The 1203-nt window shown below is 69.1% G+C and carries 1 protein-coding gene and 1 pseudogene; both read right to left on the bottom strand.

Going from position 1 to position 1203, the window contains the following annotated elements:
- Window positions 1–177: pseudogene (locus P3W85_RS13420) on the bottom strand (rRNA maturation RNase YbeY); the annotation flags it as partial.
- Window positions 178–1173 (bottom strand): PhoH family protein, encoded by a 996-nt coding sequence (locus tag P3W85_RS13415; protein ID WP_276265141.1) that lies wholly within the window; start codon window positions 1171–1173, stop codon window positions 178–180.
- Window positions 1174–1203 lie beyond the last annotated feature (30 nt).

Below are 1203 nucleotides of genomic sequence, written 5' to 3'. Positions count from 1 at the left end.
GCGGTCGTCGGTGTGCTCGGCCAGCAGCGCGAGCACGCCGTCGGCGGCCTGGGACAGGTCCACGGTGATGCTGCGGCCGTCGGGCAGCTGCACGCGCACGGCGTGCGCCTGGGTCTTGCGGGCGCGCCCGTTGGCGTCGAACAGGATCAGGCTGGCGGGGGAGGTGTTGGCGTTCAATTAAGCATCCCTGTGTTGGGCGTGATATTCGTCATACGCATCGACGATGCGCGCCACCAGCGGATGGCGCACCACGTCGATGCTGGTAAAGCGGGTCATGGCCACGCCGCGCACCTCGCGCAGCACGTGCTGCGCTTCCACCAGGCCGCTCTTCTGGCCGCGCGGCAGGTCGATCTGGGTGGTGTCGCCGGTGATCACCGCCTTGGAGCCGAAGCCGATCCGGGTCAGGAACATCTTCATCTGCTCGGGCGTGGTGTTCTGCGCCTCGTCCAGGATGATGAAGGCGTGGTTCAGCGTGCGTCCGCGCATATAAGCCAGCGGCGCGATCTCGATCATCTGGCGCTCGAACATCTTCTGCGTGCGGTCGAAGCCGAGCAGGTCGTAGAGCGCGTCGTACAGCGGGCGCAGGTAGGGATCCACCTTCTGCGCCAGGTCGCCGGGCAGGAAGCCCAGGCGCTCGCCGGCTTCCACCGCCGGGCGCGTCAGCACGATGCGCTTGACCGCGTCGCGTTCCAGCGCGTCCACCGCGCAGGCCACCGCGAGGTAGGTCTTGCCGGTGCCGGCCGGACCGATGCCCAGGGTGAGGTCGTGCGACAGCACGTTGCGCAGGTAGTCGCGCTGCATCGGCGTGCGTCCGTGCAGCCCGGTGCGGCGCGTGTGCAGCACCGGCGATTCGTCCTCGAAGGCGTCCGCCTCGGCGGTGGCGCCATCCGGCACATAGGTGCCGTGCGCGGCGACCTGGCGCGCCTCGACCAGGCCGAGCTGCACGTCGTCGATCGACAGCGCGGTGCGGGCCTGGTTGTAGAAGCGCTCCAGCGCGGCGGCGGCGTCGCGGGCGTAGGCGCCGCGCACTGTCATGCGGTGGCCGCGGCGCTGGATGGTGACGTCGAGCGCCTGCTCGATCTGGCGCAGGTTTTCGTCAAGCGGCCCGCACAGGTTCTGCAGGCGGGCGTTGTCGTCCTTGGGGGCGACGAATTCGGCTGAGGGAATTTTCATCTGGGAACGGATAGCGGCTTCTGGCGTTCG

Origin of the sequence: Cupriavidus basilensis, assembly GCF_029335485.1 — a bacterium.
Classification (GTDB): domain Bacteria; phylum Pseudomonadota; class Gammaproteobacteria; order Burkholderiales; family Burkholderiaceae; genus Cupriavidus; species Cupriavidus basilensis_E.
Note: the sequence above shows the minus strand (reverse complement) of the source record. Positions and strands in the feature narration are given on the sequence as shown.